This window comes from Stenotrophomonas sp. CASM101, assembly GCF_049384845.1.
Taxonomy (GTDB): domain Bacteria; phylum Pseudomonadota; class Gammaproteobacteria; order Xanthomonadales; family Xanthomonadaceae; genus Stenotrophomonas; species Stenotrophomonas hibiscicola.
This window is the reverse complement of record NZ_JBMRFR010000002.1, coordinates 312,539-338,738: the sequence shown is the minus strand read 5'-3', so window position 1 is coordinate 338,738 and position 26,200 is coordinate 312,539. Positions and strand designations below refer to the sequence as shown.

22 protein-coding genes are annotated in these 26,200 nt (G+C 67.1%); 15 read left to right on the top strand and 7 right to left on the bottom strand.

From position 1 onward, the window contains the following. Positions 1-142 precede the first annotated feature (142 nt). The 8 genes from VG543_RS05550 to VG543_RS05515 all read left to right on the top strand — a co-directional run bounded on the left by VG543_RS05550 (position 143) and on the right by VG543_RS05515 (position 9,610). Entirely contained in the window at positions 143-3,262 is a 3,120-nt protein-coding gene (locus tag VG543_RS05550) for a TonB-dependent receptor domain-containing protein (protein WP_423178021.1), read from the top strand. A 27-nt stretch (positions 3,263-3,289) separates the two neighbouring features. After that, a complete protein-coding gene (locus VG543_RS05545; RefSeq protein ID WP_312544690.1) occupies positions 3,290-4,045 on the top strand; it encodes a hypothetical protein in 756 nt (251 codons plus the stop codon). A 59-nt stretch (positions 4,046-4,104) separates the two neighbouring features. After that, positions 4,105-4,869 carry a Slam-dependent surface lipoprotein gene (locus tag VG543_RS05540; protein ID WP_423178020.1) on the top strand — a complete coding sequence of 255 codons (765 nt, stop codon included), beginning with the start codon at positions 4,105-4,107 and terminating at the stop codon, positions 4,867-4,869. A gap of 90 nt (positions 4,870-4,959) precedes the next feature. Beyond that, positions 4,960-6,414 (top strand): porin family protein, encoded by a 1,455-nt coding sequence (locus tag VG543_RS05535; RefSeq protein ID WP_188249841.1) that lies wholly within the window; start codon positions 4,960-4,962, stop codon positions 6,412-6,414. A gap of 149 nt (positions 6,415-6,563) precedes the next feature. Continuing rightward, positions 6,564-6,968: a response regulator gene (locus VG543_RS05530; RefSeq protein ID WP_057501565.1), complete on the top strand. Its 405-nt coding sequence runs from the start codon at positions 6,564-6,566 to the stop codon at positions 6,966-6,968. 9 nt (positions 6,969-6,977) lie between these two features. Continuing rightward, positions 6,978-8,564, top strand: a complete 1,587-nt coding sequence (locus VG543_RS05525) for a sensor histidine kinase (RefSeq protein WP_423178019.1) — start codon at positions 6,978-6,980, stop codon at positions 8,562-8,564. 71 nt (positions 8,565-8,635) lie between these two features. Then, on the top strand, positions 8,636-8,977 hold the full coding sequence (locus VG543_RS05520; RefSeq protein ID WP_010485378.1) for a type II toxin-antitoxin system prevent-host-death family antitoxin: 342 nt from the start codon (positions 8,636-8,638) through the stop codon (positions 8,975-8,977). 3 nt (positions 8,978-8,980) lie between these two features. Next, on the top strand, positions 8,981-9,610 hold the full coding sequence (locus VG543_RS05515; protein ID WP_312544696.1) for an AAA family ATPase: 630 nt from the start codon (positions 8,981-8,983) through the stop codon (positions 9,608-9,610). 99 nt (positions 9,611-9,709) lie between these two features. Here VG543_RS05515 and proP read toward each other — a convergent pair whose 3' ends face one another. Further along, positions 9,710-11,197 (bottom strand): glycine betaine/L-proline transporter ProP, encoded by a 1,488-nt coding sequence (gene proP, locus VG543_RS05510; RefSeq protein WP_423178018.1) that lies wholly within the window; start codon positions 11,195-11,197, stop codon positions 9,710-9,712. A 474-nt stretch (positions 11,198-11,671) separates the two neighbouring features. Continuing rightward, a complete protein-coding gene (locus VG543_RS05505; protein WP_019337747.1) occupies positions 11,672-11,899 on the bottom strand; it encodes a hypothetical protein in 228 nt (75 codons plus the stop codon). A 162-nt stretch (positions 11,900-12,061) separates the two neighbouring features. Between VG543_RS05505 and VG543_RS05500 the strand changes: the two genes are divergently transcribed. From VG543_RS05500 to VG543_RS05490, 3 genes are all read left to right on the top strand, one after another. After that, positions 12,062-12,478: a host attachment protein gene (locus VG543_RS05500; protein WP_019337746.1), complete on the top strand. Its 417-nt coding sequence runs from the start codon at positions 12,062-12,064 to the stop codon at positions 12,476-12,478. Between the two features lie 5 nt (positions 12,479-12,483). Continuing rightward, complete coding sequence (locus VG543_RS05495; protein WP_019659840.1) at positions 12,484-12,807, top strand: thioredoxin family protein; 324 nt, start codon at positions 12,484-12,486, stop codon at positions 12,805-12,807. A gap of 96 nt (positions 12,808-12,903) precedes the next feature. After that, positions 12,904-15,255 (top strand): GH92 family glycosyl hydrolase, encoded by a 2,352-nt coding sequence (locus tag VG543_RS05490; RefSeq protein ID WP_423178016.1) that lies wholly within the window; start codon positions 12,904-12,906, stop codon positions 15,253-15,255. Between the two features lie 143 nt (positions 15,256-15,398). Here VG543_RS05490 and VG543_RS05485 read toward each other — a convergent pair whose 3' ends face one another. Both VG543_RS05485 and VG543_RS05480 read right to left on the bottom strand, forming a co-directional pair. Continuing rightward, on the bottom strand, positions 15,399-16,772 hold the full coding sequence (locus VG543_RS05485; RefSeq protein ID WP_423178015.1) for a sensor histidine kinase: 1,374 nt from the start codon (positions 16,770-16,772) through the stop codon (positions 15,399-15,401). Beyond that, positions 16,765-17,439 carry a response regulator gene (locus tag VG543_RS05480; protein ID WP_423178013.1) on the bottom strand — a complete coding sequence of 225 codons (675 nt, stop codon included), beginning with the start codon at positions 17,437-17,439 and terminating at the stop codon, positions 16,765-16,767. The genes VG543_RS05485 and VG543_RS05480 overlap by 8 nt, the downstream gene beginning before the upstream one ends. Before the next feature lie 62 nt (positions 17,440-17,501). Here VG543_RS05480 and VG543_RS05475 point away from each other — a divergent pair, with 62 nt between their 5' ends. The 3 genes from VG543_RS05475 to VG543_RS05465 are packed head-to-tail and all read left to right on the top strand — an operon-like array spanning position 17,502 to position 22,992. Beyond that, a complete protein-coding gene (locus tag VG543_RS05475) occupies positions 17,502-18,749 on the top strand; it encodes a TolC family protein (RefSeq protein WP_423178012.1) in 1,248 nt (415 codons plus the stop codon). Further along, positions 18,746-19,918 carry an efflux RND transporter periplasmic adaptor subunit gene (locus VG543_RS05470; protein WP_423178011.1) on the top strand — a complete coding sequence of 391 codons (1,173 nt, stop codon included), beginning with the start codon at positions 18,746-18,748 and terminating at the stop codon, positions 19,916-19,918. Before VG543_RS05475 ends, VG543_RS05470 begins: the two co-directional genes overlap by 4 nt. After that, a complete protein-coding gene (locus VG543_RS05465; RefSeq protein WP_423178010.1) occupies positions 19,915-22,992 on the top strand; it encodes an efflux RND transporter permease subunit in 3,078 nt (1,025 codons plus the stop codon). The genes VG543_RS05470 and VG543_RS05465 overlap by 4 nt, the downstream gene beginning before the upstream one ends. 117 nt (positions 22,993-23,109) lie before the next feature. On the opposite strand, the gene VG543_RS05460 is transcribed toward VG543_RS05465, so the two are convergent. After that, positions 23,110-23,853, bottom strand: a complete 744-nt coding sequence (locus VG543_RS05460) for an SDR family oxidoreductase (protein WP_312544709.1) — start codon at positions 23,851-23,853, stop codon at positions 23,110-23,112. Positions 23,854-23,959: 106 nt separating this feature from the next. On the opposite strand from VG543_RS05460, the gene VG543_RS05455 reads away from it, so the two are divergent. Continuing rightward, complete coding sequence (locus tag VG543_RS05455) at positions 23,960-24,913, top strand: LysR family transcriptional regulator (RefSeq protein ID WP_423178009.1); 954 nt, start codon at positions 23,960-23,962, stop codon at positions 24,911-24,913. A 19-nt stretch (positions 24,914-24,932) separates the two neighbouring features. On the opposite strand, the gene VG543_RS05450 is transcribed toward VG543_RS05455, so the two are convergent. Both VG543_RS05450 and VG543_RS05445 read right to left on the bottom strand, forming a co-directional pair. Further along, positions 24,933-25,256 (bottom strand): MoaF-related domain-containing protein, encoded by a 324-nt coding sequence (locus VG543_RS05450; RefSeq protein ID WP_423178008.1) that lies wholly within the window; start codon positions 25,254-25,256, stop codon positions 24,933-24,935. Continuing rightward, positions 25,253-26,191 carry a cyclase family protein gene (locus VG543_RS05445; protein WP_423178007.1) on the bottom strand — a complete coding sequence of 313 codons (939 nt, stop codon included), beginning with the start codon at positions 26,189-26,191 and terminating at the stop codon, positions 25,253-25,255. Before VG543_RS05445 ends, VG543_RS05450 begins: the two co-directional genes overlap by 4 nt. Positions 26,192-26,200: the final 9 nt, after the last annotated feature.

Sequence of the window (26,200 nt, the reverse complement as noted above, 5' to 3'; positions counted from 1 at the left end):
ACATGAAAAAACCGTGGGCAATCGCCACATCGCCCTGTCTATAGAGGTATAGCCAGAGCGAAACACCGTTTCTCCTCAAGCCAGACATGCCACCGGCACCGGATGTGCCCGTGGTTCCGCCACGCTTGAGGAGTTCCTGTCCATGCCGTCCACGGCATCCGCCTGTCATCGTCGCGCCACCGTCCTGGCTCTTGCCATCTCCACCGCATTGCTGCCGCTGGCCTGGGTGCCGGCCGTGCAGGCGCAACCGGCGGTCGTCGCGCCGTTGCGCCAGTACACGATTCCGGAACAGCCCCTGGCCGACGCTGTGCGTGCCTTTGGCCGCCAGGCCGATGTGCAGGTGGTGTTCCGCAGTGACCTGGTGGAGGGCCGCCGCTCCAGTGCGGTGAAAGGCGAGTACAGCCAGATGCAGGCGCTGCAGCAGCTGTTGCGCGGGAGTGGCGTGCGCGCACAGCGCGGCATGGACGGCACCTGGAGCCTGCGGGCCGCAGTGGAGGCGGGTGAAGGGGAAGGGGTGCGGGTAACCGAGACTCTGGACGTGGCCGGTCGCCTGCAGTCGGAAGGGGGCGAGGCGCGTGATCGGCGCGGCTACGATGATGTGTTCGCGCTGGACCTGACCACGGCGTATTCGGGGCGCGACCGGGTGGAGCGCTACCGCGGCTCCAACCCGGCCGACGTGGTCAAGGATCTGGTCGGTGTGTTCAGTGGCGATGCGCGCAACAGCGGCGCACTGGACATCAACATCCGCGGCATCCAGGGCCCGGGACGGGTGCCGGTCAGCATCGACGGTGGCGAACAGGCGCTCACGGTCTGGCGCGGCTACAACGGCGTCAGCAACCGCAATTACATCGATCCCAACCTGATGGGTGGCATCCAGGTCATCAAGGGGCCAGGGCTGGTGCGCGATGTGCACAGCGGGATCGGTGGCGCGCTGGTGATCAAGACCATCGACGTCGATGACATCGTGGAAACGGGTGAGCGCTTCGGCGGGGAGCTGAAGATCGAAGGCAGCAGCAATGCGGTGGCGCCACGCCTGCCGCGGCTGCACACCGGCGAGGATTACCGCACCGTGCCGGGGTTCCCGCAGGGCTCGCCGAACTCGCCCTACGACGACCGCACCCTGGTGGTGCCGGTGAAGTCGCGCAGTGGCAACACCCCCTTGGATGGCGAGGATCAGGCCTGGCGCCTTGCGCTGGGCGTGCGTGGCGACAACGTCGACCTGATGGCCGCCTACGCCTGGCGCAAGCGCGGCAACTACTTCTCCGGGACCCGGGGCAACGCCTACTACGACCAGGACCGGCGCGAGCAGTTCGAGTACCAGGGCATCGACTACATCACCACGCTGGCGCGCTACTTCAAGCCCGGCGATGAAGTGCCCAACACTTCCAGCGAACAGGAGTCCTGGCTGGTCAAGGGCAGCTGGCAGATCAACGATGACCAGCAGTTGAAGGCGACCTGGCGGCGAACGCTGTCGCACTATGGCGAGATCATGCCGTCGCGCATCCTGTCGGCACCGGACTATGGGCGCATCCAGTGGCCGCTCAGCCGGGTTGCGTCCGATGCCTGGAACCTGGAGTACCGCTTCCAGCCGGCCGGCAGCCGCTGGCTGGACCTCTACGCCAACCTGTGGCGCACAGAGACGGACAGCGATACCTACACCGCAGGCGGCTTTCCGAACTTCGCCCCGGGCAATCCGGACTGGAATGCCGGCGCCAGCCCGATTCTGCGCAACACCGCGCTGGCCAATGCGCGCAACGACCGGACCGGCCTGACCCTGAGCAACCGCTTCGCGCTGCATTCGACCCTGGACCTGACCGTGGGCGGCAACTGGCAATACGAGAAGCTCGGTTCGCGCGACCCGTTTTTCGGCCCGTCCGACGGCTGGCGCATGTACCCGCGTGCCGGCCGTCGCCAGGAGGGCGAGGGCTACCTCACTCTGGAATGGCGTCCGGTCGACTTCCTGACCCTCAATGCCGGCGTGCGTTACAGCCGTTACTGGGCGTTCGACGACTTCCTGCAGGCCCACCCGGAACTGCAGACGACCTCGATCGTGCCGCGCGAAGCGCAGTACCGGGTGAATGAACTGCCGCCGCGGCCGGACAGCCTGCAGGGCGAGATCGACGCACTCGAGAGTGAGCGGGAATTCTGGGACAGCATCGGCATGGGCTGGATCGTCGATCAGTCGCTGGCCGACCTGCTGCGCAAGTACGAGACACCCAGGGAGGTCCAGCACGGCATTCCCTGGTTGCCCGATGCAAACGGTAACTACAGCCGAGCCACCAATCCCTGCCTCAACGGCCAGGTCGCCGCCATCCCCGGGCTGCTGCCGATGGTCCTCGGCACCGACATCCGCTGCAGGATCGGGGGCGGGGCGATGCAGTCGGTGGCCGGGCGCAACGAACGGCACCGCGATCACGCCTGGTTGCCGACGTTCTCGGCGACGGTGCGTTTCTCGCCGGCCGCTCGTGCCTATCTGCGCTACAGCGAGGCGGTGCGCTTCCCCAGCATGTTCGAAAGCACCATTGCGTTCTCCAGCAGCCTCAATCCGCTGTATCCACTCAAGCCGGAGCATGCCTACAACTACGAGCTGGGGTACGTGCACAACCTTTCCGGGCTGTTCGGCAACACCGCCGATGCCGACGTCAAGCTGGCCTACTACGTGCACAAGACCCGCAATGTCATCGAGCGTGATGCGTACTTCATGTTCGACAACATCGACAAGCAGACCATCCGCGGCATCGAGCTGCAGGCGCGCTTCGACAACCGGCGCTTCTTCACCGATCTGGGCATCAGCCGCATCCTTGAAAACGAAGTCTGCGATGAAAGCTCGGCGGTACGGCTGGATGCGGACCAGGGGCGGGTCCCCAACTGCGTCCAGGATGGCTTCGTCAGCGGCTATCTGCTGACCCAGGCCACGCCGAAGCTGTCGGTGAACTGGTCACTCGGCACCCGCCTGTTCGATGAGCGCCTGGAGCTGGGCAGCCGCATCGTGCACTACCAGCGGCACGACAATCCGGACCTGCAGGCCTACCGCGACCGCCTGATCGCCGGGGGCAGCAGCCTGCTCTGGCAGAACGTGCCCTTCACCTGGGGAAACATCACCACGGTGGATGCCTACGCCCGCTGGCGCTTCAACCAGCACGCCAGCGTCGAGCTGGTCGGCAGCAATCTCGGCAACCGCTATTACGTCGACCCGGCAACACGCTCAACGCTTCCGGCACCGGGCCGCACGATCAAGCTTGGCATCACCGCGCGCTTCTGAGTCCGCATTCGACAGGGAGAATCAACCGTGAAACAGCCCCGCACCCTTGTACTTTCGATCGGCCTGCTGGCTTCCATGCCGGTCATGGCTGCCGACATCGCTGGCGGGCAGAGCCCGGCCCAGGACGGCGTCCATTACATCAACGCAGGCGAATCGACACTCAATGCCGGTCCGCACCGTTCCGGTCGCGCAGGCATTTCGTTGGGGCCGTATGCCAACGCGGCGCGAGTGGACGTGGCCAGCCTTGTGCCGTACGCCACCACGGTGGTGCGTGGCGCAACCACGGTCCGCACGCTGGGCCCGGACGCAGGCCTGCCGTTCGCCACCGCTGGCGTGGGCCACTTCAGCTTCGTGCAGGTGGGCAATGCAGATGTCTGGTTCGGTGAATGGTCATCCAGCGGCGCGCAGGCGGGCTTCAATCACCGCCAGGTGTTCTTCGTCGGTGACCGTGCCGGTACTTCGCTGCCAGCAGGCATCGTGACCTACACCTTGGCTGGCATCAACCGCTTTGATGGCAGCGGCGTGCTGGAAGGCGCACTGCGGGCGAATTTCGATACCGGCACCGTCACCGCCGGCCTGGTCGGGACCGGATACAGGCTCGCCGCGAGCGGCACGCTGGATCGCGCCACCGGTGCGTTCAGCGGTTCGGCCATCGCCAATGGTTCGATCATCGGTACCAGCAGCGGCCAGTTCTTCGGCGCCGGTGCCAGTGCGGTGACCGGCATCGCAACCTTTGCCGGCAACAGCCAGTTCGATACGTCCTACGGCGGTCAGCGCAACTGATCCGCCGCCGTTCCTTTTTATGTTGTACCCGTAGTTCCCTCAACCCAAGGAGCAATACCATGAAAATGATCAACCGTTCCCTGTTGGCCGTCGCCGCTGCACTGGCCCTGGCCGGCACTGCGCAGGCGGCCGACATCGTCGGCGCTGCCAGCCCGGCGACCGATGCGCAGCTGTACGTCAAGGTGGGTGCGTCGGAAGTCAACGGCGGCCCGCACTCGGCAGGCAAGGCCGGTATCGGCGTTGGCACCGTGTCCAATGCCAAGCCGGTCGATTTCCAGGGCCTGGCGGCCTACTCGGCCCCGACCACCGTCAATGGTGTCACCGTACGCACGCTGGCCATGCCGATCACCGGTACCCCTGGCAGCCATTCCGGCATGGGCCACTTCAACTTCGTGAAGGTTGGCAGTGGTGACGTGTGGTTCGGCGAGTGGTCCAAGGATGGCGCCGCGGGTGGCTTCAGCAACCGCCAGGTCTATTTCGTCGGTGACCGTGCCGGCACCACGCTGCCGGCCGGCGTGGCCACCTACAGCGTGGCAGGCCTGAACAAGTTCAATGGCAGCAACCTGCTGTCGGGTACGTTCCGCGCCAACTTCGGCAATGGCACCCTGCTCGGTGGCCTGAGCGGTGGCGGCCTGTCGATCAACGTCAACGCCAACATCAACAGCGCCAACGCCTCGTTCGCCGGCACCGCCACCGCCAACGGCAGCGTTGCCGGCACCACCCAGGGCCAGTTCTTCGGCGCCAACGCGGCCACCCTGGCCGGTATCGCCACCTTCAGCGGCAACAGCCAGTACGACACCGCCTTCGGCGGCAGCAAGAACTGATCGCCACGCCCCTGACGGGGCAGGGCAGGGACAAGCCGCGATCCGCCAGTCCCTGCTTCGGCCCGCTGCATGCATCACCACGGATCGACCATGCGCCATTCCATCTTCCTTGTCGTACTGCTGTTGGCCGCCACCGAGGTGCGCGCCCAGCAGGACGATCTTCGACGCGTGCTTGAACAGGGCACTGAGCTGCGCCACCAGCAGCAGGACCAGCAGCGCCTGCAGCAGGCCGAGTCGGAGCGGCCAACCATCACCATCGACGGCCAGACGCTGCGCGTGGAGCGCACCGTCGATGATCTGGGCCAGGCTCTCTACCTGTCTCTGCAGCATCAGCAATGGCAGGCCGCCGCTGCGTTTCTCGACGAGTACATCGAACTGCCTGGGCATGATCCCCTGCTGCGCCACCATGCGCAGGGAGCGCTGGCACGGGTGGCCGGCAACCATCGTCGCGCGGCGAAGGAGTACGAAGCCCTGCTGGCTGCGCAGCCGGATTTTCTGCCAGCCCGCCTCGAGCTGGCGCGTGTCTATGCGGAAGATCAGCGCGATCGCGATGCGGTCGCACTGTTCACGGCCATCGCTGCAGGCATCAATGCCGATGATCCGGCCACGGCCGGCGTCCGCGCGCGCGTGGACGGCTACCTGGGTGCCCTGCACGCGCGCCAGCGCTGGAAAGGCGCGCTGTCCGCCGGCCCGGCATGGAGTGACAACATCAACCGCAGCTCGGCCAGCCGCACCTGCCTGTTCGGCGTGGGCGACGCCTGCATCATCGAACGGAAGCTGCCCGACGCCCAGCGCGCGCCCGGTCTTGACTACGACGCCAGCCTGGAACGGCGCTGGGTGCTCAGCGGGCATCATGGGCTGTACGTGCGCGGTCTCGCCTTTGGTCAGACATGGCGCGGGCACAGTGCGTACAACGAGCTCAATGCCAACGTACAGGTGGGTTACAGCTGGCGCAGCGCGCGGCAGACCGTGCTGCTCGCCCCCAGCCATGACTACCAGGGCCTGGGTAACCAGGCGCTGCAGGGCGGCAGTGGCGTGCACGCGGAATGGCAGTACGCCCTGGACGCGCGCAGCCTGCTCAAGCTGGAGGCCGACTGGAAGCGCCAGCGCTATCGCCAGCAGGGCCTGGCCAGCAACTACGACGGCGAGCTGGCATCGGCGTATGCCACCTGGTTCCGCGCGCTCAACCCGCGCTGGACGGTCTTCGCCGGGCTGGATGTCACCGGCAGCAGCGCCGCCGACCCGGCCAACGGTTACCGCCAGCATGGCCTGCGCCTGGGGGCGGCGCGCCAGTGGACGGGCACCACCGCCACCGTATTCGTGTCGCTGCGCCACCGCGACTACGACGCCTGGAGTCCGTTGCTGGAGGCGCGCAGGCAGGACGACGAACAGAACCTGATCGCCATCGTGCGCAGCGAGCGCCTGGCCGTGGCCGGGCTGGTACCCAGCCTGAGCCTGCGCCACGCGCGCATCGACAGCAACGTCGGCTGGCTGTACAGCCACGACCGCAGCCTGCTCAGCCTCAAGTGGGAGCGCGCGTTCTGACCTGATGGCCAGCTGATTTGGCTGGGCGGCCGGGGTACGGCCGCCCACCCAAGGCCTTCATCGATCGTCACGCGTTCTTGCAGGCCGGATCGCGCATTCTGACCGCGTTGCGATCGCAGGCAGGTCGCGTGCATCGAGGAGCGTAGGGCGTGCTGGAAGTGGGCAACAAGACGGAGGGCTTGAAGGGGCTGCGCGTACTGGTGGCAGAGGATGAATTCGCCATCGCGATGTTCCTGGTCGATTACCTCGAGCTGAAGGGCGCGCAGGTAGTGGGTCCTGCTGGCGACCTGCAGGCGCTGGGGCGGTTGGTCGATACCCATCCCATCGATGTGGCGCTGCTGGACATCAATCTGGGCGGCGAACAGGTCTATCCGTTGGCCGACCGGCTGGCCGAGGCCGGCACCCCGTTCCTGCTGACCTCCGGCTACGACGACAACCTGCCAAGCCGCTTCGCCAGCGCGCCGCGCTGTACCAAGCCGTATCACATTGAAGCCCTGGTGCAGCAGCTGGCCGGGCTGGTGGCGACGCCGCAGGTCTCTGCGGGCATCGCCTGATCGCGCGGCATGTCGCGCCGTCCTGAAGGCATCCGCGCCACCGAGCTGCGTGGCGGCATGCCACCTGCAGCGCACCCGCACGGGCGCCACGATGGCATGGCTGCGCGCATCGCCCGCCATGACTGGTCATCCACGCCGCTGGGAGCGTATGAGCGGTGGCCGCCACACCTGCGCGCCACCGTCGACCTGATGCTGGCGCATGGTTTCCCGATGATCGTGCTGTGGGGCGAGCAGCTGGTGCAGCTCTACAACGATGGCTATGCCGAGATCCTGGCCGACAAGCATCCCGGCGGACTCGGCCAGCCGACCCGTGAATGCTGGCCCGAGGTGTGGCATATCAACGGGCCGATCTACCAGCGCGTCTGGCAGGGCGAAACCATCACTTACGAGGACAAACTCTATCCCCTCGCGCGCCGCGGGCGGTTGGAGGATGTGTGGTTCACCATTACCTACAACCCCATCCGTGGCGAAGAGGGGCGCGTCAGCGGCGTGCTGGTCACCATGTTCGAGACGACGGCGGCGCATGTGGCCCAGTCGGCCCGCGAACGCGAAGAGCAGAAGCGGCGGGAGGCGGACCGCCGCCTGGCATTGGCCTTCAAGGTACTGCCGGTGGGCGTCTGCATCGTCGATGCCGAGGGGTGCCTGCAGCTCTCCAACGACCAGATGCGCACCTACCTTCCCACCGGCAAGGTGCCCTCCACGGATCTGCCCAACCACCACCGCTGGCAGGGATGGCACCCCGACGGCTCGCGCATCGAACCCAGGGATTTCGCCATAGCCAGGGCCTTGCGCGGTGAGACGGTAGTGCCCGGGCTGGAGTTCCAGTTCAAGCATGACGACGGGCGCGCGCGCTGGACCCGTGTGGCCGCCGCGCCGCTGCGCGATGCAGACGGCGAGGTGACGGGCGTATTCGCCATCGCTGTGGACATCGACGATCTCAAGCGTGCCACCGAGCGCCAATCGGTACTGCTGGCCGAACTGCAGCACCGGGTGCGCAACATCATGTCGACCATCCATGCCATTGCCTGGCGGACCCGTGAGTCGGTCAGCAGTGTGGATGATTACGCTGAACGGTTGTGCGGACGATTGATGTCGCTGGCGCGCACGCAGAGCCTGCTTACCCGTGGCGCCAATGCCGGGGTCTGCCTGCGTGGCATGCTCGATGAGGAGATCGCAGCGCAGACGCCGGTCACCGCCGCCTATCGCCTGCAGGGCGAGGATGTGCTGCTGCCACCGAAGGCGGCCGAAGTGCTGTCCCTGGCGATCCACGAATTGGCGACCAACGCCCTGCGGCATGGTGCGCTGACCCATGAGGATGGCCGGATCGACGTGTCCTGGCACCTGCAGGTGCAGGACGGACAGCCATGGCTGGGCCTGCACTGGTGTGAACGCCATGCCGCCGTGGAAGACTGGGAGCTGCCGCGCCAGCGCGGCCTGGGCCGTGCGCTGATCGAGCAGCGCGTGCCCTATGAGCTGGCCGGCAGTGGTGAACTGCACTTCGATCCGCAGGGGCTGGATGCCTGGATCCGCTTCCCACTGCGCGAGCGTGACAGCCTGCTGCAGACCGATGCGCCACAGACCGGCTCCGGCGCGTGAAACGGCATTTATATCCAATTTGGCCAAATTGGGTATAGTCGCCATTATCCACTTCTGCCTGGAGCCGTGCCATGACCCTGCCACTGGATCTGCCTGGACTTGAGAAGGCCCCGGCCTCGTCTGTGAAGACCCGGGGCTGGCCGAGCCTGATGCGTACCGTGCGCGAGAAGCAGGCGCTGGTCATCACCAACCACAACCACCCCGAAGCGGTGATCGTGGACATCCGCACCTACCAGGAGCTGCTGGCCAAGGCCGCCGGCAGCGATGCCGGTGAGCGCAGTGAAGAACTGCTGCGCCTGCGCGGCGAATTCGACCAGACCCTGGCTGGCCTGCAGCGCGGTGAGGGGCTGGGCAAGGTGCTGGGCCAGCCGATCCGCCGCGGCCGCAAGGTCACCCTCGGCCGTCCGCTCTGACCGATGGGGCGGATCCTGGTGCTGGCCGGCGTCAACGGCGCCGGCAAGAGTTCGCTGCTGGGAACCTGGCTGGAAGCCGAAGGGCTGGGCTGGTTCAACCCCGATTCGTTCACCCGCCGCCTGGTAGAGGCGGGCTGGCCGCTGCCCGACGCCAATGCCGAGGCCTGGCAGGAAGGCACCCGCCGCCTGCGCCAGGCCATGGCCGATGGCACGGACTTCGCCTTCGAGACCACGCTGGGCGGCAACACCGTTCCGCGCCTGCTGCGCGAGGCCTGCGAGCACCATCACGTCGCGATCTGGTTCTGTGGCCTGGCCACGGTGGACCTGCACATTGCCCGTGTTGCAGCGCGGGTGGCCGCCGGCGGCCATGACATTCCGGTGGAGAAGATCCACGCCCGCTTCGATTCGGCACGCGAGAACCTGCTGGAACTGCTGCCACACCTGGCCGAGCTGCATGTCTACGACAACAGCGCTCCCGCCGGCGCCGACGGCTGCGTCGAGCCGCTGCCGGTGCTGGCGATGGCGCACGGCCAGCTGCAGTACCCGGTCTCGGTGGCCGAGCTGCTGCACACGCCGGACTGGGCCAAACCCATCGTGATGCGTGCGATGGATTTGAACGCTGCGCGCGATTGAGGGCGCGTACGTTGTAGAGCCGAGCCCACGCTCGGCTGATCCCTCGAAAGGCAGCCGCGCGCGGGCTTGGCCGTACAACAACGCCGGCTTCGCCGAGCCTCAGGCCGGCTTTACCTGCTCAGGCTCCGCAGTCTCCGGCAGCGGCGGCAAGGTCGGGTCCACCGTCACCGGCACATCGCTCTTCAGCAGTGCGGCGGCTTCCTTGTCGCTGCCGACCGCCGGCGGTGAACCGCGCAGCGGCAGGCCAGCGGTCTCCTTCACGAACAGCATGGTGACCAGGCCGATCACTGCCGCGCCCATCAGGTAGTAGGCCGGCACCAGCGGATCGCCGGTACGTTCCACCAGCCATGCGGTCACCAGTGGCGTGGTGCCACCGAACAGCGACACCGACACATTGAAGGCGATCGACAGTGCGCTGTAGCGCACCGGGGTATAGAACAGCGCCGGCAGCGTGGACGGCATCGAGCTGGTGAAGCACACCAGTGCCAGGCCCAGCAGCATCAGGCCGAGGAAGATCAGCCAGTCGTTGCCGCTGCCGATCAGCAGCAGGCAGGGTAGGGCCAGCACCAGCAGCGCGATGCAGGCACCGATGATCATCGGGCGACGGCCAAGCTTGTCACTGAACAATCCGCCGACGATGTTCAGCGGCATCATCACCAGCATCACGATGATGATCAGCAGCAGGCCCTTGCTCTCGGCATAGCCCATGGTGACGCTGAGGTAGCTGGGCATGTAGGTCAGCAGCATGTAGTCGGTCACGTTGAACACCAGCACCAGGCCCATGCAGACCAGCAACTGGCGGCCATGTACCTGGAACAGCGCGGCGAGCCCGGGCCGGTCGTGCTCGCGCTTCTCGGCTTCCTCGGCGAAGGCGCGGAAGGCCGGCGTTTCCTCCAGTTTCATGCGCATGTACAGGCCGAGCAGGCCCAGCGGGCCGGCCACCAGGAATGGAATGCGCCAGCCCCAGTCCAGCATCTGTCCGCTGCTCAACAGCATGTGCAGCGCGGTCACGGTTCCGGCGCCGGCGATGTAGCCGCCCAGCGTGCCGAACTCCAGCCAGCTGCCCATCAGGCCGCGGTTGCGGTCGGTGGAATACTCGGCGATGAAGGTGGCCGCACCGCCGTACTCGCCGCCGGTGGAGAATCCCTGCACCACACGTGCCAGCAGCAACAGCACCGGTGCCCAGATTCCGATGCGCTCGTAGGAGGGAATCAAGCCGATCGAGAACGTGCCCAGCGCCATCAGGATCATGGTGAACGCCAGCACTTTCTGGCGCCCATAACGGTCGCCGAGCGGGCCGAACACCAGGCCGCCGAGTGGACGCACCAGGAATGCCACGGTGAAGGTGGCGAAGGCGGCGATCACCTGTGCCGTGGGGTTGCTGGACGGGAAGAACACCTGGCCGATGGTGACGGCCAGATAGCCGTAGACACCGAAGTCGAACCACTCCATGGCATTGCCAAGTGCGGCGGCGCCCACGGCGCGCTTGAGCATGGGCTTGTCGACGACGGTGATCTCATCGACCTTCAGGTGGCGGCGGCGTTTGAACCAGCCGAAGTGGGCATGGGAATCGGGCGTGTCCTGCATAGGGGCTCCCTTGTAGGTATGGAATAGGGGAATGGGTGCTGTGGTGTGTCCCGGAAATCGGAAACGGCGATGCAGGCGCAAGTGGCGCAGGGGCATCGGAAGGCGGCGTGGGGGCCGGGGAATGTGTGCAGGCGCAACGCCACGCGCACGGCAAAGCACCGCCGCAGGGGCGGAGACGCGAAAACGGGATCACAGCGGCCGCGCAGTCAGCGGCCAGGTATCACATCAGCGCAGGGGTGCAGGCAGAGCGCCTGCTGGCGTCATCCGCCGGGATCCAGCGCGAGGCGATGGAAATGCAGGGCGGGAGCATTCGTGGCAAGCGAAGCGCCGGTCGGCAGTGCTTCCCACGTAACAGGTGCGCCCGTCACGTAGTGGGTCGTGTCGATCATCCGTTCATCATAACGGCATCGGCGTGAGCATGCAGCGAAGCAGGCCGATCTGCACGCTGTGTTCCACCTCGCCTGTTCAGAAGGCTCAGGCCGACTTCGCCACCAAACCGAACACCGTGCAGGCCATCGCCAAGGCGCCCGGCAGTGCCAGTTTCCGCGTGACCAGTGCGGCGCCGATCATGGTGAGCACCGAGAGCATGATGGCCAGGGCGAAGAACGGTTGGCCCTGCAGGAACTGGTGGATGCAACCGGCACAGCCGGCAATGGCCAGGCTGGTGGCAAAGCAGACGTGGAACAGTGAGCCAGCGTACACAGACGTTCCTCGCGATGATGGAAGCCATAGCGGCAGGCAGGTGGACAAATTTAGCGCTGATTGCAGATTGCGATGACGGGATCACATCCTGTACCCGCTCTGGTGACATCGGCGTGCATAAGGTGGAGCGCACAGCCACTTTTCGGATTGATGGAGGATGCAATGGCGCGGACGATTCCCGAAGGAACCCTGATAGTGGTAGCCGACGGTGGTTCGGCGCGGGTGTTCACCAACGTGGGCAGCAACCACCAGTTGACCCTGAAGCAGGAAGGCGAACTGCGCCTGCAGGACATCAGCGAGCAGGGTGTATCCGGGCAGGGGCCTGCGGGTGCCGTGCCGAAGGACATGTCGGTCTCGCAGCTCAATGAGGCCACGTTCGCCAAGCAGGTGGCCGAACAGCTCAACGAAGATGCCTTGAAGAACCGCTATGCGCACCTGGTATTGATCGCCGACCCGACCACGCTGGGCCGCATTCGTCCGCTGCTGCATAAAGAGGTCCAGGCGCGATTGCTCGGGGATATTGCCAAGGATCTGACCAACGCGCCGCTGGAAGACATCCAGAAGGCACTGGCGGCGTAGCGCTCATGCCGTTCATGCGTGATCACCTTGCGAACGAGCCCACCTCTGCGGAGGTGGCGGCGCAGCCTGGCTGGCAGGTGCTGGAGTTCGGTGCGCCCTGGTGTGGTCATTGCCAGGCCGCGCAGCCCGCGTTGCAGGCCTTTGTCGAAGCGAACGATCTGCCGCATTGGAAGATCGAGGATGGCAAGGGAAGACCATTGGGGCGAGCGTTCAAGGTGAAGCTGTGGCCGACGGTGGTGCTGCTGCGCGATGGAGAAGAGATCGCGCGGGTGGTAAGGCCGCTGGACAGCGCGGATCTCATGTCGTTGCAGAGCGCACTTCCCGGTTGAAGAGTAAACCCGGTTCGGGACACCGGGCAGTCGCACTGCAGCATGCGGCGTGACAGGCCGGGTGCTAGGATCCGGCTATCGCCTGAATCGATCCAAATGCCGATGCCCACGCTGGACCGTCGTCTCCTGATCGCTGTCGCCGCCACGGCGATGCTCGCTTCCGGCCTGGCGTCGGCCGCGCCTGCCAGAACCGCCGCCGACAAGGCCTATGCCTCGGTCGACCCGTTCATTGGTACGGGTGGTGAAGGCCACACTTACCCGGGTGCCACGGTGCCGTTCGGCATGGTCCAGCTCAGCCCGGACACACGCATCCAGCCACGCGAAAAGGCCTATGGCTGGGCAGCCGGCTACCGCTACGACGACAGCAGCATCGTCGGCTTCTCGCACACGCATTTTTCCGGCACTGGCCATTCCGATCTGGGCGACATCCTGCTGATGCCGTTCACCGGCAGTCCCGCCCTGGAGCGTGGCGATCCTGAGAAGCCGGGCAGCGGCTATGCCTCTCGCTTCCGCCATGACGATGAGAAGGCCGAGCCGGGCTACTACGCCGTCACCCTGGACGACTACAAGGTGCGCGCCGAGCTGACCACCAGTGCGCGCGTGGGCGTGCATCGCTACGCCTTCCCCAGGGGCGCCGACGCCAAGGTGCTGCTGGACATGCGCACCAGCATGTACGACTACCCGGGCAAGGTGCTGTGGTCGCGGGTGCGGGTGCGCGCCGATGGTACCGTGACCGGCTTCCGGGAGACGCGCGGCTGGGCGCCGGGTCGCCAGCTGTACTTCGCGATGCGTTTCTCGCGGCCGCTTTCCGGGCATGAGCTGCACAACACCGAGCAGGACATCGTCTACAAGGGCTTCCCGCCGCCGGGCGAGAAGGATCCAGCGCAGCGCGCACAGGTCGAGGGCCGCCAGCTGGTCGGTACCTTCGCATTCGGCAAGCTGGATGCACCGCTGGTGGTCAAGGTCGCGATCTCGCCGGTCAGCGAAGCCGGCGCCATTGCCAACATCGACGCGGAAGTGGCCGACTTTGATTTCGATCGCGTGCGTGCGCAGGCGAAACAGGAATGGACGCAGGCGCTGTCGGTGCTCGATATCGATGCGCCCGAGCACGCCCGCCGCAGTGCCTATACCGCGCTGTACCACACCCTGCTGGGGCCGACGCTGTTCATGGATGCCGATGGCCAGTACCGCGGGCCGGACAATGCCGTGCACAAGGCCGAGGGCTACACGAACTATTCCACGTTCTCGCTGTGGGACACCTACCGTGCGCTGCACCCGTTGCTGACGCTGGTGCAGCCGGAGAAGCGCAACAGCGACTTCGTCAATTCGATGCTGGCCCACCACGAGCACAGCCCCTACGGCATGCTGCCGGTGTGGTCGTTCCATGGCCTGGAAGACTGGTGCATGATCGGGTACCACGCGGTGCCGGTGATTGCCGATGCCTACGTGAAGGGCATTCGTGGCTTCGACGCCGACAAGGCACTGAAGGCGATGATCGAGACTGCCAACTACGGCCCCTATGACGGCATCGCGCAATACCGCGAGCTGGGCTATGTGCCGATCGACGAGGAAGGCGAGGCCGCCAGCAAGACGCTGGAGTACGCCTTCGATGACTGGACCATCGCGCGCATGGCGCAGGCGATGGACAAGACCGATGTGGCGGCGACCTTCGACAAGCGTGCCGGCAACTGGCGCAATGCCTTCGACAAGGACACCGGCTTCATGCGTGCGCGCAAGCGCGATGGCAGCTTCCGCACTCCGTTCGACCCCAGCGCCAGCGGCTATGGCACCGACTACACCGAAGGCAACGCCTGGCAGTATTCGTGGTACGTGCCGCAGGATGTTGCCGGACTGGCAGCAGCGCACGGTGGCAGCGACAAGCTGCTCGCGCGCCTGGACGATGTATTCAACGCCAAGGTGGATCCGTCCATCTTCGAGCACATGGAAGACATCACCGGCCTGATCGGCTGGTATGCGCACGGCAACGAGCCCAGCCACCACGTGGCCTACCTGTATTCGTATGCAGGTCAGCCGTGGCGCACCCAGGCGCGGTTGAAGCAGATCATGGACACCCAGTATGCCGACCGCCCCGATGGGCTGGCCGGCAACGATGATGTCGGCCAGATGTCGGCCTGGTACGTGTTCACCGCGCTGGGCTTCTATCCGGTGGCCCCGGGCTCGGGCGAGTACATCCTCGGCCGCCCGTTCCTGCCTAAGACCGCGATGCGCCTGCCGAACGGCAAGGCGTTCACCATCGTGGCCGATGGGCTGGATGACAGGCACACCTACGTCGGCAACGTGAGCCTCAACGGCAAGCCGCTGCAGCGCACCTTCCTGCGCCATGACGAGATCCTGGCAGGTGGCGAGCTGCGCTTCAGCATGCAGGCCGAGCCGAACAAGGACTGGCCGGGGCAGGACGCGCAGGCGCCCTATTCGATGAGCCGATGACGCGCACTCGGTAGGTGCCGACCTTGGTCGGCACGCTTCACGGGTGACCTGGAACCTGTAGAGCCGAGCCCATGCTCGGCCCAGGTATCGCGTCAACGGCAGCCGAGCATGGGCTCGGCTCTACAAGGGCAATTCGACAAAGGTCAGCGAAACCGCAACCCCACCCGCGCACCGCCGATCGGGGCGGTATCAATCATCAAGGTCGCGCCATGCCGCTGCGCGATCTCGGCCACGATCGCCAGCCCCAGCCCGCAGCCGTCGCCCTTGCTGCTCGCCCGGTAGAAGCGTTCCGTGACGCGCGCGCGTTCGGCTTCGGCGATGCCTGTACCGTCATCGTCCACCCACACCTGCACGCCCTCGGCATCCCGCTGTAGTCCCAGGGTGATCACGCCGGGCACGGCGCCGTAGCGCAGCGCGTTGTCCAGCAGGTTGCCCAGTGCCTCGCGCAACAGCTGCGGATCGCCTTGTACCTGCACGCCGTCGTCGGGTCCGTCGTAACCCAGGTCCACGCCCGCCGCCAACGCACGGTCGGCGTAGCGCTCGACCACGCCCCGCGCCAGCGCGGCCAGGTCGAGCGGCTGCAGCGGCAGTACGCTGCCATGGGGATCTTCCGAACGGCTGAGCATCAGCAGTTGGTTGACCAGGTGCTGCAGCCGCGCCAAACCGGCCAGCGTGCCTGACAGCGCCAGCTGCTGGGACTGCGGATCCTGTTGCCGCAATGAACTCTCCAGCTCCACCTGCATTGCCGCCAGCGGCGTGCGCAGCTGGTGCGCGGCGTTGCTGACGAAGCGCCGTTGCGCGGCCTGCATGGCGTCCAGTCGCTGCAGCAGGGCGTTGTAGGCCTCCACCGCCGGCCACAGTTCGCGCGGCGCCTCCTGCGCCGGCTCCAGCGGCGCCAGCGGGTCGGGGCGTGGGCTGGCCAACCGCCGTGCCACCTGGTTGGCGTGGCGTGCAGCCGCGCCGGTACCGGACCAGGCCAGCCACGCAGCCAGCGCCAGGATCGCGGCCTGGAACGGGATGCTGGCCAGCAGCAGCTTGCGCTCCAGGCGGTGGCGCTTGCGCAGCGTCTCGGCCACGCGCAGGCGGATATCGTGGCCCGGCCCGGCGCTGACCACGACTTCGACCATGCGCACCGGCTGCCCACGCAGGCGCGCGTCGTAGTAGACGGCATCGTCGCTGCCGGCAGCGATCGCGGGGCGGGGCAGCGCTTCGGGCAGGTCGCCATACAGGCGCCCGCCCGCGGCGTCGACCACTTCGCCATGCACTTCGTCAGCGGTATCCCAGGTGAACATGCGCGACACTGCAGGCGTGATCTCGATCGAGGCACGCCCGTCCTGCACCTTCACCAGCTCGGACAACGACATCGCCGAATCCAGCAGCCAGCGGTCATAGACCTGGCCGGCGTAGAAGCGGGCCAGCGCGAACGAACCGACTGCGCTGCACAGCAGCAGCACCAGCAGGGGCAGCCACAGGCGGCGCAGCAGCAGCCCCCGCAGGCTGTGCACGCGCTCAGTCACCCCCGGCCTCCAGCCGATACCCCAGGCCACGCAACATGCGGATGCCGACGCCGGCGCGTGCCTGCTCCAGCTTGCGGCGCAGGCGGCTGACGTGCACTTCGATCACCGACAGGTTGGCCTCGTGATCCCAGCTGTACAGCGCGTCGAACAGGCGCTGCTTGGTGACGGTGCGGCCGGGATGCTGCATCAGTGCCTCGACCAGCGACAGCTCGCGCGCGGTCAGTTCGATGCGCTGGCCTTCCACCTGCACTTCATTGCGGATGCTGTCGAAGCACAACCGGCCCAGCCGCTTCTTTGCCGGTGCGTCGCTTCGGCGGCGTGACAGCGCACGCAGGCGCGCCTCCAGCTCACCGAGTGCAAATGGCTTGGCCAGGTAATCGTCGCCACCCCGGTCGAGGCCGAGGATGCGGTCCTCCACACCGTCGCGCGCGGTCAGGATCAGCACCGGCAGGGTGACGCCGTCGTTGCGCAGGCGAGAGAGCAGGTTCAGGCCATCGACGTCAGGCAATGAAAGGTCCAGCACCATCACGTCATACGGCACGCTGGCCAGTGCAGCCGGCGCGTGCAGCCCGCGCGAAAGGTGGTCGCACAGATGGCCGGCGCCCTGCAGGGCGCGGATCAGTCCATCGGCCAGAGCGGCGTCGTCTTCGATCAGCAGGATTCGCATTGCAAGCTTCGTGCAAGGTTGGGGCAAGTTTGGCGCAAGTGCATCACCTTACCGTGACGTGCATGAATTTCTCCCGTTGTCTTGCGGCCCTGCTGGCCGCCCTTTCGTGCGCGCCTGCGGCTTCGGCGCTGTCCCTGCAGGAAGCGCAGCGCGCCATGGAAGCACACAACCCGGACCTGCGTGCGGCGGCACTGGAGCTGCGCGGCGTGCAGGGCGATGTGCAGACGGCGGCGTTGCGCCCGGCGACCGAGTTGTCGATCGGCACCAGCAAGATCAGCCCCAAGCATGGCATCGGCTCCGGACGCTGGCAGGACAAGCGGGTGGACAGCACCGTGGGCCTGGGCTGGACCTGGGAGCGCGGTGGCAAGCGTGCGTTGCGTATCCGCCAGGCCGATGCGCTGCTGGAAGTGGCCGGGCTGGAGATGCTCGATGCGCGGCGCCGCCAGCAGGTGGCGCTGCATGAAACCTATTTCGCTCTGAAGGGCGCACAGGAGCGGGCGCAGATTGCCGATGCCAACCGCCAGAGTTCGGCCGAGCAGATGGCGGCGGCGGACAAGCAGGTTGCCACCGGGGCGATGGCGCCGGTCGACCGCGCGCGGCTGGCAGTGGACGACCTGGCGGTGGCCGATGCGGCGCGCGAGGCGGCCCTGGATCTGCGCGATGCACGGCATGCGCTGGGGCTGCTGCTCGGCCGCGACGACAGCCATGACCTCAGCGCCGATGATCCGTGGCCAGACCCCGCGGGCAGGGTCGATACGCGTGCGTTCGACCCACAGCAGCGTGCCGATCTGCGCGCGGCACGTTCGCGCCTGGCCGCGGCCGACGCCGGTGTGGCACTGGCGCGCAGTGAGCGCCATCGCGACATCCAGCTGGGTGTGGAGGCCGAGCGCGAGCCGACCGACATCAGCGGTGTCACCTGGGGAGTGTCATTGACCATTCCGCTCGGCGGCCCGTCACGTGCACGCGGCGCGATCCAGCGTGCCGAGGCCGACCGTGACAGCGCCGCGCTGGAGCTGCAGGTGCTGCAGCGCCAAGCGCGTGCCGAACTGGACCAGTTGCAGGCCAGCGCCCAGTCCGCCGCGCAGCGCCGGAGCGACTACGAAGGACTGCAGTCCGACGCCGCACGCAGGGCGGTGCAGGGCATCGAGCTGGCCTACCGCCGCGGCGCCGCCAGCCTGACCGATCTGCTGGATGCGCGCCGCAGCTGGCGCGAGTTCGAGGCCGCGTTGATTGAAGCGCGTGCCGACCATGCCATTGCTCTGGCGCGCTGGGAAGCGGCCACATCCGTTGCTGAAGGAGAGTCCCGATGAAGTCCACCGTCGCTTATCGACCGCAGGCGCGACAGGCCGTGTTGCCGGCCTTGCTGGCGCTGGCCCTGCTGGGCGGCTGCGGCCGCGAACCGGCGTCGTATACCGAGGACGCGCCGAAGGTCAGTGCTGGCCAGATCCAGTTTCCTGCCGGTAGCCGCCAGCTGGACGTGCTACGCAGCGAGGCGGTCACCGCCGGCGCCAGCGCCAGCCTGCAGCTGCCGGGCCGGGTGGTCTGGGACGAGACGCGCTCCAGCGCGCTGCGTACGCCGTTGGCCGGGCAGGTGGCGCGTATCGAGGCACAGCCGGGGCAGAAAGTGAAGGCGGGCCAGGTGATCGCCTGGATCACTTCGCCCGAATTCGGCCACGCCCAGGCGGAGGGCGTGCGCGGCCGTGCCCAGCTGCAGCAGGCGCGCAAGGAGCTGGAGCGCACCCGCGAGTTGCATGCGGCAGGTGTGGCGTCGGGCCGCGAACTGGACGAGGCCGAGGCCAATTTCGCCGGCAGCCAGGCCGATCAAGCGCGTGCCACCGCCTTCGCCAAGGCCTATGGCAATGGCCAGCACGTCGATCAGCGCCTGCCGTTGCGCGCGCCGATCGATGGCGTGCTGGTGGAGCGGCGGATGAGCCCGGGCATGGCGGTCAGCCCCGACAGCGAACGGCCATTGGCGGTGATTGGCGATCCGGACCGCCTGTGGTTGCAGCTGGATGTACCGGAGGGCCTGGCCGGACGTTTGAAGGCGGGCATGCAGGTGAGCGTGCCCGGGGCCGATGGACAGCCGCTGCAGGCGACCCTGCAGCACGTGGATGACTTCGTCGACAGCGAACGCCGCGTGGTGCAGGCGCGCGCCGAGCTGGACAACCGCGCACGCGGTTTCAAGGCGGGGCAGTACGTGCGCGCCCAGGTGGCGTTGCCGGCCGAGGGCGGTGTCTCGCTGCCCGATGCGGCCGTGTTGTTGATCGACGGCAAGCAGGTGGTGTTCGTGGAGGAGGGCAAGGGCCGCTTCGTGCGTCACGCGGTGCATGCCGAGGAGCTGGGCGATGGCCGGCTGTGGGTGCGTGAGGGCCTGGCCGCAGGCGCCAGGGTGGTGGTAGAAGGCGGCCTGCTGCTGCAGCAGCTGGCGGACAGCGCACCGGCCGCCGCCAGCACCGGCACGGGGCACGCCGCCCCATGATCGATCGCCTGATTGCCTACTGCCTGCGCCAGCCATTGATGGTGATGCTGGCACTGCTGCTGTTCATGGGTGCTGGCATTGCCGCGTTCCGCGTACTGCCGGTGGAAGCCTTCCCGGATGTGTCCGACACCCAGGTGACCGTGGTGTCGCTGCACCCGGGCCGTGCCGCCGAAGAGGTCGAGCGCGAGGTGACGATGCCACTGGAGGTGGCGTTGTCCGGCATCCCGCATTCGGTGCGGGTGTTCTCGCATACGCAGTTCGGCCTGTCGATGATCATCCTGACCTTCGACGACAAGGCCGACGATTACTTCGCGCGCCAGCAGGTGCTGGAACGCCTGCAGGGCGTGGAGCTGCCCGAAGGGGTGACGCCGGAGCTGGAGGCGATGAGCTCGGCGGTGGGCGAAATCTACCGGTACGTGCTGAAAGGCCCGCACCTGACGCCGACCCAGCTGCGCACCGTGCAGGAATGGACGATGGAGCGCAGCCTGCGCACCGTGCCGGGCGTAGCCGATGTGATCAGTTTCGGTGGCTTCGCGCGTACGTTCCAGGTCAAGCCGGACCTGGACAAGCTGCGTGACCGCGGCATCAGCCTGGGTGAGTTCGCCGAGGCGCTGGAGAAGGGCAGCTCGAACGCGGGCGGCGGCTACGTGGAACGTGGCCAGCAGCAGTTCCTGATCCGCGGCGTGGGACTGATGCGTTCGCCGGCCGACATCGGCAACGTGGTCGTGGCGCAGCGCAGTGGCACGCCGATCCTGGTGCGCGACCTGGCTGGCATCGCCGATACCGGCCTGCCCCGGCAGGGCCTGGTCGGCCAGGATGACAACGACGATGCGGTGTTCGGCATGGTGCTGATGCGCAAGGGCGAGAACCCGTCCGACGTGCTCGACGCCCTGCATGCGCGCATCGCCGAGATCGAGGCGAACCAGCTGCCGGCCGGGGTCAGCATCGAGCCGTTCTACGACCGCTCGTGGCTGGTCTCGACCACGCTGAAAACCGTCTTCAGCAACCTGCTGGAAGGCGCGGTGCTGGTGTTCCTGGTGCTGTGGCTGTTCCTGTACAACGCCCGTGCCGCGCTGATCGTGGCGGCGATGATGCCGCTTGCGCTGCTGTCGACCTTCCTTGGCCTGCATCTGTGGGGCGTGCCGGCCAACCTGCTGTCGTTGGGTGCGATGGACTTCGGCATCATCATCGATGGCGCGGTGATCGTGACCGAGCACATCGTCTCGCGATTGTCGAAGCTGCCACCTGCGGCCGATCGTAAGACACGGTTCTCGACCATTCTTTCGGCAGCGTCGGAAGTGGGGCGGCCGACGTTCTTCTCGATGCTGATCATCATCGCCGCGCATATCCCGATTTTCACCCTGCAGCGCCAGGAGGGCCGCATGTTCGCGCCGATGGCGTACTCGGTGACCTCGGCATTGATCGGCGCGCTGATCCTGGCGCTGGCCGTGGTGCCGTTGTTCTGCTACTGGTGGCTGCGGCGCGACCGCATGCGCGACGGCAATCCGCTGATGGACCGCCTGACCGGCTGGTACCGGCCGGTCCTGGAGCGCGCACTGGCCCGCCCGCGTGCGGTGGTACTGACCGCAGTCGCGCTGCTGGTGGGCACGCTGGCGCTGGGCACCCGCCTGGGATCGGAGTTCCTGCCCGAGCTGGACGAAGGCTCGATCTGGCTGACCGCCACGCTAGACCCCAGCACCAGCCTGGCCGAAGCGCAGCAGCAGTCGCGGCGCATCCGCGAACTGGTCGGCACGTTCCCGCAGGTATCGACGGTGGTGGCCAAGCTGGGACGCCCGGAAGACGGCTCCGATGCCAAGGGCGCCAACCAGATCGAGGCGCTGGTGGCGTTGAAGCCGGAGAAGGAATGGCCGAAAAGCGTGGACAAGCGACAGCTGGTGAGCGACCTGCAGCGCACGCTGGAGCAGCGCATTCCGGGCCCCGAGTTCTCGATTTCGCAGCCGGTGCGCGACAACATCCTGGAGAGCATCTCGCAGATCAAGGGCCAGGTCGTGATCAAGGTCAGCGGCTCGGATCTGGACGTGTTGAACCAGCAGGCGCAGGCGATCCTCGGGCAGGTACGCGGCGTGGAGGGCGTGGAGAGCGCCTTCATCGACCGCGACGGCTCGTTGCCGCAGCTGCAGATCGAGATTGATCGCGACCGCGCTGCGCGCTATGGCCTGAACGTGCGCGACATCGACGAGGTGATCGAGACCGCACTGGGCGGGCGCCAGGTCGGCGAGCTGTGGGAGGGGGACCGCAGGTTCCCGATCACCCTGCGCCTGGACGATGCCGATCGTGACCTGCAGCGGCTGCGTACGGTGCCGGTTGGCATCGGCGATGGCCACACCGTGACACTGTCCGACGTGGCCGACTTCCGCATGGCCAGCGGCGCGATCAACATCTCGCGCGAGAACGCACAGCGGGTGAAGGCGGTGAGCATCTTCATCGCCGGCCGCGACATGGGTAGCGTGGTGGCTGACATGCGCAAGCGCGTGGATGCCAGCGTACAGCTGCCGGAAGGCTACCGACTGGAGTGGTCCGGCGAGTTCGAGAACCAGCAGCGTGCGATGAAGCGCCTGGCCTGGGTGATTCCGCTGTCGGTGCTGATCATCTTCGTGCTGCTGTTCGATGCCTTCAAGGACATCAGCAGCGCCGCGCTGATCCTGGCCAACGTGCCACTGGCGATGATCGGCGGCATCCTGGCCCTGTGGCTGACCGGCATTCCGCTGTCGGTGTCGGCGGCAATCGGCTTTATTGCATTGTTCGGGCAAGCGGTGCTGAACGGCGTGGTGATGCTCAGCCGCTTCGCCCAGCTGCGCGAGCAGGGCATGGACCTGCTGCAATCCGTGGTGCAGGGTTCGCTGCAGCGCCTGCGCACGGTGCTGATGACCGCACTGCTGGCGATGTTCGGCCTGCTGCCGATGGCCACCTCGCATGCGATCGGTGCCGAGACCCAGAAGCCGCTCGCGGTGGTGGTGATCGGCGGCCTGCTGTCGGCGATGCTGCTGACCCTGCTGGTACTGCCCACGTTGTACTACTGGGTGCATCGCCGCCGCGAGGCGCGCATCGCCTGACCTACCTGTAGAGCCGAGCCCATGCTCGGCTGCTTCTGGCGTTTGCGCGAAGAGCAGCCGAGCATGGGCTCGGCTCTACAAGGGCGTCGCGCCATGCGTGGATGCCACCTGTGCGGACTACACCATCCCGCCATTGGCGCGCAGCACCTGGCCGTTGATCCACCCGCCATCGGCACCAACCAGGAACGCCACCGCACCGGCGATGTCCTCCGGCGTACCCAGCCGCTCCAGGGGGTTCATCTTCGCCAACCGCTCGATCAGCTCGGGCGATTTCCCATCCAGGAACAGATCGGTGGCGGTCGGGCCCGGCGCCACGGCGTTCACGGTGATGTTGCGCCCGCGCAGCTCCTTGCTGAGGATCGCGCCCATGGTCTCCACCGCCGACTTGCTGGCCGCATACACGCTGTAGTTCTCCAGCCGGGTCCCGACCACGCTGGTGGACAGCGTGATGATGCGCCCGCCGTCGCGCACCCGTCGCGCGCTTTCGCGCAGCACGTTGAAGGCGCCCTTGAGGTTGATGCCGATCACCCGCTCGAACAGGGCGTCGTCGGTGTCGGCGAGCGGCGCCAGCTGCAATACGCCGGCGCTGTTGACCACCACGTCGATGCCGCCGAAACGGGCCTCGATGGCGTTGAACAGCTGGTAGACCGCCTGCGGATCGGCCACATCGGCCTGCAGCGCGATGGCCTGCGCGCCGGCTGCGTTGAGTTCGGCCGCCAAGGCTTCGGCGTCGTCGCGGCGGCCCGCATAGTTGATCGCGACCGCGTGGTCATCGGCGGCCAGGCGGCGGGAGATGGCCGCGCCGATGCCACGGGAGCCGCCGGTGACCAGAGCGACAGAGCGGGCGGGGGAGAGGGTCATGGTGGCTTCCACTGGGGCGCGCCGGAGCGGCGCAGGGCCATGTTCGCGCCATCGCACGTTCGGATAATCCTGCATAATCCGCCAACATCATCCGGATAGCCGAACAATGGACCGCTTTACGGCCATGCGCGCCTTCGTCCGTATCGTCGAGCGCCGTAGCTTCACCCGGGCCTCCGAGGACCTCGGCCTGCCGCGGGCCACGGTGACCGACGCGATCAAGGCGCTGGAACAGCGGCTGGGCGTGCGCCTGCTGCACAGGACCACGCGGCTGGTGGTGCCGACGTTGGAAGGCGAGGCCTTCTATGGCCGTTGCCTGCGCCTGATCGCCGACATGGACGATGCCGAGGCCGCCTTCCGTGACGCGCCGCCGCGCGGCCCCTTGCGCATTGAAGTGCATGGCACGCTGGGCCGGCACCTGCTGTTTCCGCACCTGCCGGAATTCCTGCAGCGCTATCCGGAGATCGAGCTGGACGTCAGTGAAGGCGACCGCTATGTCGATCTGCTGCGCGAAGGCGTGGATGCGGCGTTGCGGGTGGGGACGCTGGCCGATAGCGATCTGGCGGCGCGCCGGTTGACGATGCTGCGCGAGGTGACGGTGGCCTCGCCAAGCTATTTGCAGGTCAGGGGCGCGCCGGGCAGCATCGATGCCCTGCAGGACGGCCACCAGATGGTCGGCTATCGCTCCAGCGCCACCGGCCAGCTGATTCCGCTGGAGTTCCAGCAGGGCGGGCAGGTGCGCTACGTGCCGCTGCCGGCGCGGGTGCGTGTGTCCGGTGCGGATGCGTTCCTCGGCGCCGCGCTGGCGGGCCTGGGCATCATCCAGGCTCCGCGCTACCGGATGGACCCGTATATCGCGCGCGGGCAGCTGGTGGAGCTGTTGCCGGACGCGCCGCCGACCCCAAGCCCGTTGAGCCTGGTCTACCCGCGCAACCGCACGCCGTCGCCGCGCTTGCGGGTGTTCATCGACTGGGTGGCCGGGGTGTTCGAGCAGACCGGGGTTGCCGGCCAGCGGCCGGCACTACCGGAGCGGCACGCGAAGCTGTCCGACCGCAGGGGGTAGTGTCGGCCGCAGGCCGGCATCACAGCGCTGCCAACGGCCCCTGCATGCGATGGAAACTGCCATCGGTGGCGGTGAACCAGGCCAGCGAACGCCCGCCGACGAAGTCATCGACATGCACGACCGTAGCGCCATCGGCTTCCTGCCACGAAATGGCATAGACCCCTTCGCTGATCTGTTGCCACTCGCAGGCGGCGTCGCCCTGCGCACCGGCGTAGGCGCCGGAGACGATGGCGTACTGCACGTGGCGGCCATCGGCGCTGTAGACGTTGTCGGCGGCCAGGCCGTCATAGCGGACGCGGAAGCGACGGCCGGCGAACAAGGGCAGGGCGGAGGCGGCGCTCATCGGATCGCCACCGGGTTGATGTTGACCTGGGTCGAGCCGACGTACAGCGGCTGGCCGAGCACGAACAGGAACTCCCAGGCCTTGTCGCGCACCAGCGCACGGCTGTCGATCAGCTCCAGGTTGTAGATGCCGCGCTTGGCCAGCATGTACTGGTTGATCGGGAACTCCTCGGCACCGTGCGGGTTCGGGTAGACCTCCGAGGCCCAGGTGTCGCCACCGAAGGCGACGATGCCCTGGTCGGCCAGCCACTTCGCGGCCTCCATGCCGATACCCGGCTCCACTTCGAGGAACTGCGTGTTGTCCTTGCCGATCAGTTCCAGCCAGCCGGTGTTGAACAGCACCACGTCGCCCTTGCGCAGGCTCAGGCCCTGCTTCTTCAGCACGGCCTGGATGTCTGCCACGGTGAACTCGGTGCCGCCGGGCACGATCGCCTTGCCGTAGTACGCGGTCATGTCCAGCACGACGCCGCGGGTGACCATCGGCGGTACCTTCTCGACGCCGAGCTTGCGCACGCCGTCCACGGTGACGAAGTCGGCGGCCTTGCTGCCGTTGTAGTAGACGTTGTCGATGCCGATATGGCCGATGCCGTTGAGCTGGGTGCCAACGCCGGTCCAGGCGTTCACCAGTTCATCGTTGAAGGTGAACTTGTTGGGGCCCAGCGACGTGCCGGCCTGCTGGCCGACCTGCACGTTGTACAGGCGGAAGCTGCGGTGGCGGAACGCGGGCAGGTTCTTGTCCACCGGCACCGCCAGCGGATAGGTCTTGCCGGTCCTGACCAGCGATACCGCGTGCTTGACCACGTCCGTGGTGAGCAGGTTGGCGGCGCCGATCTCGTCGTTGGCGCCGTAGGCAGAGGGGTACCAGTCCTCGGCGGTGGCCTGGAAGGACAGCGGCAGGGTGGCCAGCGCAAGCGCGGCCAGGGTCTTGATCTTCATGGCAAAGCT

Excerpts from the sequence above, each read along its gene's own strand:
- VG543_RS05525 (WP_423178019.1), top strand. The coding sequence starts at position 6,978 with ATGTCGCGCCGTCCTGAAGGCATCCGCGCCACCGAGCTGCGTGGCGGC.
- VG543_RS05460 (WP_312544709.1), bottom strand. The coding sequence starts at position 23,853 with ATGACCCTCTCCCCCGCCCGCTCTGTCGCTCTGGTCACCGGCGGCTCC.
- VG543_RS05475 (WP_423178012.1), top strand. The coding sequence starts at position 17,502 with ATGAATTTCTCCCGTTGTCTTGCGGCCCTGCTGGCCGCCCTTTCGTGC.
- VG543_RS05495 (WP_019659840.1), top strand. The coding sequence starts at position 12,484 with ATGCCGTTCATGCGTGATCACCTTGCGAACGAGCCCACCTCTGCGGAG.
- VG543_RS05540 (WP_423178020.1), top strand. The coding sequence starts at position 4,105 with ATGAAAATGATCAACCGTTCCCTGTTGGCCGTCGCCGCTGCACTGGCC.
- VG543_RS05470 (WP_423178011.1), top strand. The coding sequence starts at position 18,746 with ATGAAGTCCACCGTCGCTTATCGACCGCAGGCGCGACAGGCCGTGTTG.
- VG543_RS05535 (WP_188249841.1), top strand. The coding sequence starts at position 4,960 with ATGCGCCATTCCATCTTCCTTGTCGTACTGCTGTTGGCCGCCACCGAG.
- VG543_RS05515 (WP_312544696.1), top strand. The coding sequence starts at position 8,981 with ATGGGGCGGATCCTGGTGCTGGCCGGCGTCAACGGCGCCGGCAAGAGT.
- VG543_RS05445 (WP_423178007.1), bottom strand. The coding sequence starts at position 26,191 with ATGAAGATCAAGACCCTGGCCGCGCTTGCGCTGGCCACCCTGCCGCTG.
- proP (WP_423178018.1), bottom strand. The coding sequence starts at position 11,197 with ATGCAGGACACGCCCGATTCCCATGCCCACTTCGGCTGGTTCAAACGC.
- VG543_RS05490 (WP_423178016.1), top strand. The coding sequence starts at position 12,904 with ATGCCGATGCCCACGCTGGACCGTCGTCTCCTGATCGCTGTCGCCGCC.
- VG543_RS05450 (WP_423178008.1), bottom strand. The coding sequence starts at position 25,256 with ATGAGCGCCGCCTCCGCCCTGCCCTTGTTCGCCGGCCGTCGCTTCCGC.
- VG543_RS05465 (WP_423178010.1), top strand. The coding sequence starts at position 19,915 with ATGATCGATCGCCTGATTGCCTACTGCCTGCGCCAGCCATTGATGGTG.
- VG543_RS05550 (WP_423178021.1), top strand. The coding sequence starts at position 143 with ATGCCGTCCACGGCATCCGCCTGTCATCGTCGCGCCACCGTCCTGGCT.
- VG543_RS05480 (WP_423178013.1), bottom strand. The coding sequence starts at position 17,439 with ATGCGAATCCTGCTGATCGAAGACGACGCCGCTCTGGCCGATGGACTG.
- VG543_RS05455 (WP_423178009.1), top strand. The coding sequence starts at position 23,960 with ATGGACCGCTTTACGGCCATGCGCGCCTTCGTCCGTATCGTCGAGCGC.
- VG543_RS05500 (WP_019337746.1), top strand. The coding sequence starts at position 12,062 with ATGGCGCGGACGATTCCCGAAGGAACCCTGATAGTGGTAGCCGACGGT.
- VG543_RS05520 (WP_010485378.1), top strand. The coding sequence starts at position 8,636 with ATGACCCTGCCACTGGATCTGCCTGGACTTGAGAAGGCCCCGGCCTCG.